General features: G+C 39.6%; 3 protein-coding genes and 1 pseudogene. All 4 read right to left on the bottom strand.

Translation table 11 applies throughout. The features are described 5' to 3' along the window. Positions 1 to 243 (bottom strand): annotated as a pseudogene (locus IEU71_RS02295) (signal recognition particle-docking protein FtsY); the annotation flags it as partial. 47 nt (positions 244 to 290) lie between these two features. Then, positions 291 to 3,845 carry a chromosome segregation protein SMC gene (gene smc, locus IEU71_RS02290; protein ID WP_004910504.1) on the bottom strand — a complete coding sequence of 1,185 codons (3,555 nt, stop codon included), beginning with the start codon at positions 3,843 to 3,845 and terminating at the stop codon, positions 291 to 293. Further along, on the bottom strand, positions 3,842 to 4,552 hold the full coding sequence (rnc, locus tag IEU71_RS02285) for a ribonuclease III (protein ID WP_004910505.1): 711 nt from the start codon (positions 4,550 to 4,552) through the stop codon (positions 3,842 to 3,844). Before rnc ends, smc begins: the two co-directional genes overlap by 4 nt. A 111-nt stretch (positions 4,553 to 4,663) precedes the next feature. Beyond that, positions 4,664 to 6,031, bottom strand: a complete 1,368-nt coding sequence (glmM, locus tag IEU71_RS02280) for a phosphoglucosamine mutase (protein ID WP_004910508.1) — start codon at positions 6,029 to 6,031, stop codon at positions 4,664 to 4,666. Positions 6,032 to 6,046 lie beyond the last annotated feature (15 nt).

Here is a 6,046-nt window from a genome sequence, read left to right as displayed (position 1 = left end):
TTCTGGCAGATCATGAATCGCTTCACTCTTTTTGTCAAGCGCTTTTGACCATTCATCAGCTTCATGTTCATCAACTAAACCAACTTGTTCCATAACCGGTTGTGTTAAAGCACTACTCGTCGTTGTTTCGCTGTTTGATTGTGATAAACTTTCAGATTGCGATTCAGACAAACTCTCTGAAGTAGTCGTTGATTCCGGTTCAACGTTATTCTTCTTTTTACGGAAAATATCAAATAATCCCATTTGTTTCTCCTTTATTCATTGCTGGTAATTAGATTATCACGACATATTTATGATGCCGTTTCAGCCATATTATCCAAATCCACAGCCACCATTTTTGATACGCCAGCTTCTTGCATGGTCACACCATATAATAAGTTAGCATTCATCATCGTACCTTTTCGATGTGTAATCACAATAAATTGTGTTTCACCAGAAAATTCGTGCAAATAACGTGCAAATCTCGCTACGTTTGCTTCATCTAGCGCTGCTTCGGCCTCGTCAAGTACTACAAACGGCACTGGACGGACTTGCAAAATAGCAAACAATAACGTAATAGCTGTCAACGCCTTTTCGCCACCAGACAGTAAACTCATTTGTTGGAATTTTTTTCCTGGTGGTTGCGCTGTAATGTCAATTCCCGTCGTTAAGAGGTGGTCTGGATCCGTTAGTTTAATTTCTGCCCGACCACCCCCAAACATTTGTGTGAAAATGCGTCCAAAATGCTCCGCAACAGCGTCAAATGTATGTTTGAAGCGAATTTGAACTTCCTCATCCATTTCATCAATTGTTTGTAGCAGATTATCTTTTGCAGATAATAAATCATCACGCTGCTGTGTTAAAAAATCAAAACGTTGCTTAACCGCTTCATATTCTTCAATGGCACCAATATTAACATTACCAATTTCATCCAAGCTACGTTTGATAAGTTTCAATTGATCAGTGACTGTTTCTAAGTTTAAATCGGTCAGTTTCTGATAAAGGTCTTGGCTGTCACTAATATCATATTGTGATGCTAGTTGTGCCAGTAAGTTCTCATTTTGTGTTGTTAGTCTAGCTTGTTGTGCCGCAAGATCGCTTTCTAAAGCCATAACTGAGCGCAGGGTTTCTTGTTGTGCTGCAAACTGTGTTTCCAAAATAGATAAATCATCACTGATAGTTGTTAAATATTGACTAATATTATCATGTTCTTTTTGCACGCTCGTAAGTTTTTCAACAATATCTGAAACCTGCTGTTGCGTCGCAATGTCATTTTGCGTTGCCGTTAATTTTGCCTGTAAATCATTGCGTTTAACAGTCAGACCTGCAGCTTGAGATTCCAACTCTTTTTGCTGCTGTCTCAGAATAGCAAGTTGACTTGTCACTGTTTCTAACTTACCAGTTAGTGTCACATATTCTGTTTGAATGGCAACTTTGTCATCATTATGACTTTGCGCTTTGTTAGATGCCGATTCCAGCGCTCGTGACAATTCTTGAGACTCAAGTTCGTGCGCATTTTTTTGTGCTTGCTTGTCATTTAATTGTGACTCACAACTTTCTAGTTGTGTTGTTAATTCCTCTTGTTGCGTCACAATATCTTTTAACTCAAATTCAAGTGCCTGAACAACGCGTTTTTGTTGTTGCAATGTATCTTGCTTGCGTTGCAATTCATAGTCAACCTTTTGCGTCTCATCGTTAGCTGATTTTAGTTTCGTTTGCGCTTCAACCAGAGACTCTCTAATTACTTCGCCATCACGTCGTTGTGATTGCAACTCAAGTTCTTGAGATTTTGATAATTCTGTTAAATCAGTGATTTTCTGCGTCAGTGTTGCAATTTCCGTTTGGCGGCTCAAAATTGTTGTGCCTCTTTTTTGTGTCGCACCACCTGTCATTGAACCACCGGCATTGACTAGTTGCCCATCAAGCGTCACAATTCGGAAACGATACTGATTAGCTTTTGCAATTTCCGTGGCACTGCTCAAATCTTTAGCCACAACAATGTGTCCCAAAATGTTTGCTTTAATGGCTGTCATTTCTTCAGGCATGGTCACTAAATCGGCAGCAATGCCAACAAATCCAGCCATTCTGCGTGCTTGTTCTAAACCATTTAAATGACGAGGCTTAATTATATCAACCGGTAAAATTGTCACGCGGCCAGCCCGATTTTTTGTCAGGTAAGCAATTACTGCCTTCGCCGTACTGGTATTATCAACCACAATTTGCTGCAAAATACCGCCTAATACCGTCTCAATAGCTAAAGTGTAATCTGCTGGCACTGTCAGTAATTCTGCCACAACACCTTTAATACCAACAAATTGGTTTCTAACTTGCGGTTTCATTAAGGCACGAACACCTTGGTAAAAGCCTGCATAGTCATCCATCGCCGCTAAGGCATCATGTTGACTACGAATTTTGTTGAGGTCATTTAAGGTATTATACCAATTCGTTTCAGATTGTTTATATGCTCTTGCAGCATGATCAAACTGTTCTTGTCTTTTATCAACTGCTGTTTTCAATGCTGAGACATCGTGTTGCGCCGAAACATTGGGCTGGTAATTCGCCAATTCTTGCTGGGCTTGCGACATAATCTCTGTCTCATTTTTTAACCGTTCAGATAATGTCTGATAACGACTTGTTATTTGAGCCAATTGCTTATCGTCATTAACTTTCGCATTGTGCAAAGCCGCAATATCTTGCATTGTTTGAATATAAGCGTGACGATTTTTTTCGATGTCGGCTTGCAGTTTGGATTTAAGTTCTGATTGTGTCAAATCATCAAACTGTGTCAATTTTTGTTTTAGTGTTGACTTTTGTTGTTTAAGCTCTGATTCTTGTTGTTGTAGCGGTGCAATTTGTGATGTTAACGCTGATATTTTCTCATTTACCTCAGCAGTCGATCTTGTCGCCTCGTCAATATCGCGCTCCAAAGTAGCAGTTTGTTGTTGACTCAAGTTTTGAGCACCAACCATGCGCTCATGTGTTTGAGTTAATGCCAAAATGTCGGCTTGCAGTTGATCGCGTTTTAACTGCTGACTAACGCGTTCCTGCCTTTTCTGTGATAATGCTTCGTTGATGTGTGATAGCGTTGATTTTTCAGTTGTCACTTGTTTCTGCTGATCTGTAAATTTTGCTTTGACCTGCTCAGCTTTCATTTCAACATCGTGAATCGTTAAAGCTAAACGCGCCTTATCTAAAGTATCAAACCGCTCTTTTTGAGATAAATAATCAGTGGCTTGGGCAGATTGTTCAGCTAAAGGCTCAATTCTATCCTCAATTTCGTGGATAATATCAGCAACGCGTGACAAATTATCACTCGTTTGTGATAATTCTTTCTGGGCTTTTTCTTTATTTTGTTTATATTTATATACACCAGCTACTTCTTCAATGATGCCGCGACGATCCTCTGGCTTGGCATTAAAAATGCTTTCCACACGACCTTGAGAAATAATGGAGAAACTCTCTCGCCCTAACCCAGTATCCATAAACAAATCATGAATATCTCGTAAGCGGCTTTCAACACCATTAATTTGGTAAACACTTTCGCCAGTTCTATATAATTTGCGAGCTACACGAATTTCGTTAAAATCTGAATTAATGTAATGATCACTGTTATCAAATGTGATAGCTACTTCGGCACGGTTGAGAGCACCCCGCTTATTAGTGCCACCAAAAATAACGTCGGACATTTTTGTCCCACGCAAATCTTTAGCACTTTGTTCTCCCATTACCCAGCGAATTGCTTCAATAATGTTTGATTTTCCCGATCCATTTGGACCAACAATACCAGTCATCCCTGGCATAAATTCAATCATTGTTTTGTCGGCGAATGACTTAAATCCGCTAATCTCAAGTGATTTTAATTTCATAGGCTGACATTATCTTCCAATAATTTTAAGGCAGTTCGCGCTGCTGCTTTTTCAGCATCTTTAATTGACTTACCAGTTCCACGCGCCAGTTCTTTATCATCAACAGATACACTCGCCTCAAATAATTGTGTATTGTCTGCTAACTGTTCTTCCCTTTCAGTGCGATAAGCAATATCGACCGTTCCTTTTACTTGCAAACGTTCTTGCAATCGACTTTTAAAGTCAATGAATCTGTCAAAGAAATCCGTATCAATCGCTGCAAACAATGTTTTATCAAGAAATTGGTTCACTTCTTTTGGCCCTTGATCTAAGTATAAGGCACCGATAAATGCTTCCCAAATATCTTCCAGTAATGAATCACGATCGCGGGCGCCACTCATTTCTTCGCCTTTACCTAACCGAATACCTTCGTTCAAATGAACCAAGCGCGCAAAGTGTGCAAAAGATCGTGTTTGCACCATTGCAATCCGCATTTCAGTTAATTGGCCTTCATGCCAATTAGGATAGCGTTTGAATAAATATTCTGCCACTGTCACTTGCATGACAGAATCACCTAAAAATTCTAATCGTTGATAGTCATGTCCTTTATCTTCTGGATGTTCATTGAGATAATTGTGCTGAGTTAGCGCTTCGGTTAATAGTGATTCGTCATTAAAACGAATACCATATTGTGTTAATATGTGTTTTTTAAAACTGTCTTGTGACACGTTCTCGTCCTTTTAAAGCATAGTATACAGTCTATTATATCAAAAAACGACTGTATAATTTGATAAATTACAGTCGTCAAAAAATATAATGCGATAAACACGCTACTCACTTTAAATCTCAGCTTTTTCACGAACAACGTCAACAATTTCAGATGTATATTGCTCGACCAACTCTGGTGTCGCCGCTTCAACCATCACACGTAGTAATGGTTCAGTGCCAGAAGGTCTCACCAATACACGACCATCGCCAGACATTTGTGTTTCTACTTCAGCAATTTTTGCGACAACATCAGCATCATGTTGCAACGCAAATTTATCAGCAACTTTGACATTCACTAATTTCTGCGGATAAATTGAAACCTCAGCAGCTAATTCAGACAGCTTTTTACCAGTTTCGTGCATCACGTAGAGCAACTGCAAAGCAGTCAGCAAGCCATCACCGGTGGTAGCCCAGTCTCTGAAAATAATATGACCTGATTGCTCGCCGCCAAGATTATAATCATTTGCCAGCATTTCAGCCATAACATAACGATCACCAACTGCTGTTTTAACACTTTGCATATCATTTTCAGCTAATGCTTTATAAAAACCAATATTGCTCATTACAGTTGACACAACCGTGTTATGCTTAAGCCGGCCTTGTTCATTTAAAAACTTTCCTGTGATAAACATGATTTTATCACCATCCACAATTTCACCATCTTCTGTTACGGCAATCAAGCGATCACCATCACCATCAAAAGCCAATCCTGCATCAACTTCACTAGCTTTCACCAGTTCAGCTAATGCTTCTGGATGTGTTGACCCAACGCCATCATTAATATTAATGCCATTTGGCTCAGTGCCCAGTGTAATAAAATCAGTTCCTAAGTCAGCAAATAATCTGGCCAACAGGCCACTAGTTGCGCCATTAGCGCCATCCAATGCAACGCGCATACCTTCTAAATTACTTGGAATTGTCTTTTGTAAAAACTCCAAGTACTTTTGTACGCCTTCAGGATAATTGTTAGCAATTCCGATACCTGCAGCGCTAGGGCGAGGTAAATTATCTTCAGGAGCATCAAGTAGTTGCTCAATCTCATATTCCAGTTCATCAGACAATTTAAAACCATCATTACCAAAAAATTTAATTCCATTATCAGCGGCCGGATTATGCGAAGCGGTAATTTGAACACCCGCGTCCGCTTCCAAGTTTTCAACTAAAAAGGCAACCGCTGGCGTTGTAATAACACCCAAACGTAGGACGTCAATACCCACTGATAAAAATCCTGCTACAATCGCTTGCTGCAACATTTCACCTGAAATACGTGTGTCACGACCGACAATAACTACCGGTCGCTTATCAGAATTTTGTGCATGTTTTGTTAAAATTGCACCGCCGGTTCGACCCAATCGAAAAGCTAATTCTGGTGTCAAACTTTGATTAGCAACGCCACGAACACCGTCTGTTCCAAAATATTTTAATTTAATATCTGACATAATTATCGTCCTTTA

The sequence above is a fragment of the Leuconostoc falkenbergense genome, assembly GCF_014634805.1.
Lineage (GTDB): Bacteria > Bacillota > Bacilli > Lactobacillales > Lactobacillaceae > Leuconostoc > Leuconostoc falkenbergense.
Note: the sequence above shows the minus strand (reverse complement) of the source record. Positions and strands in the feature narration are given on the sequence as shown.

Bases quoted from the DNA above. Each gene is read 5' to 3' on its own strand.
- smc (WP_004910504.1), bottom strand. From the start codon at position 3,845: ATGAAATTAAAATCACTTGAGATTAGCGGATTTAAGTCATTCGCCGAC.
- glmM (WP_004910508.1), bottom strand. From the start codon at position 6,031: ATGTCAGATATTAAATTAAAATATTTTGGAACAGACGGTGTTCGTGGC.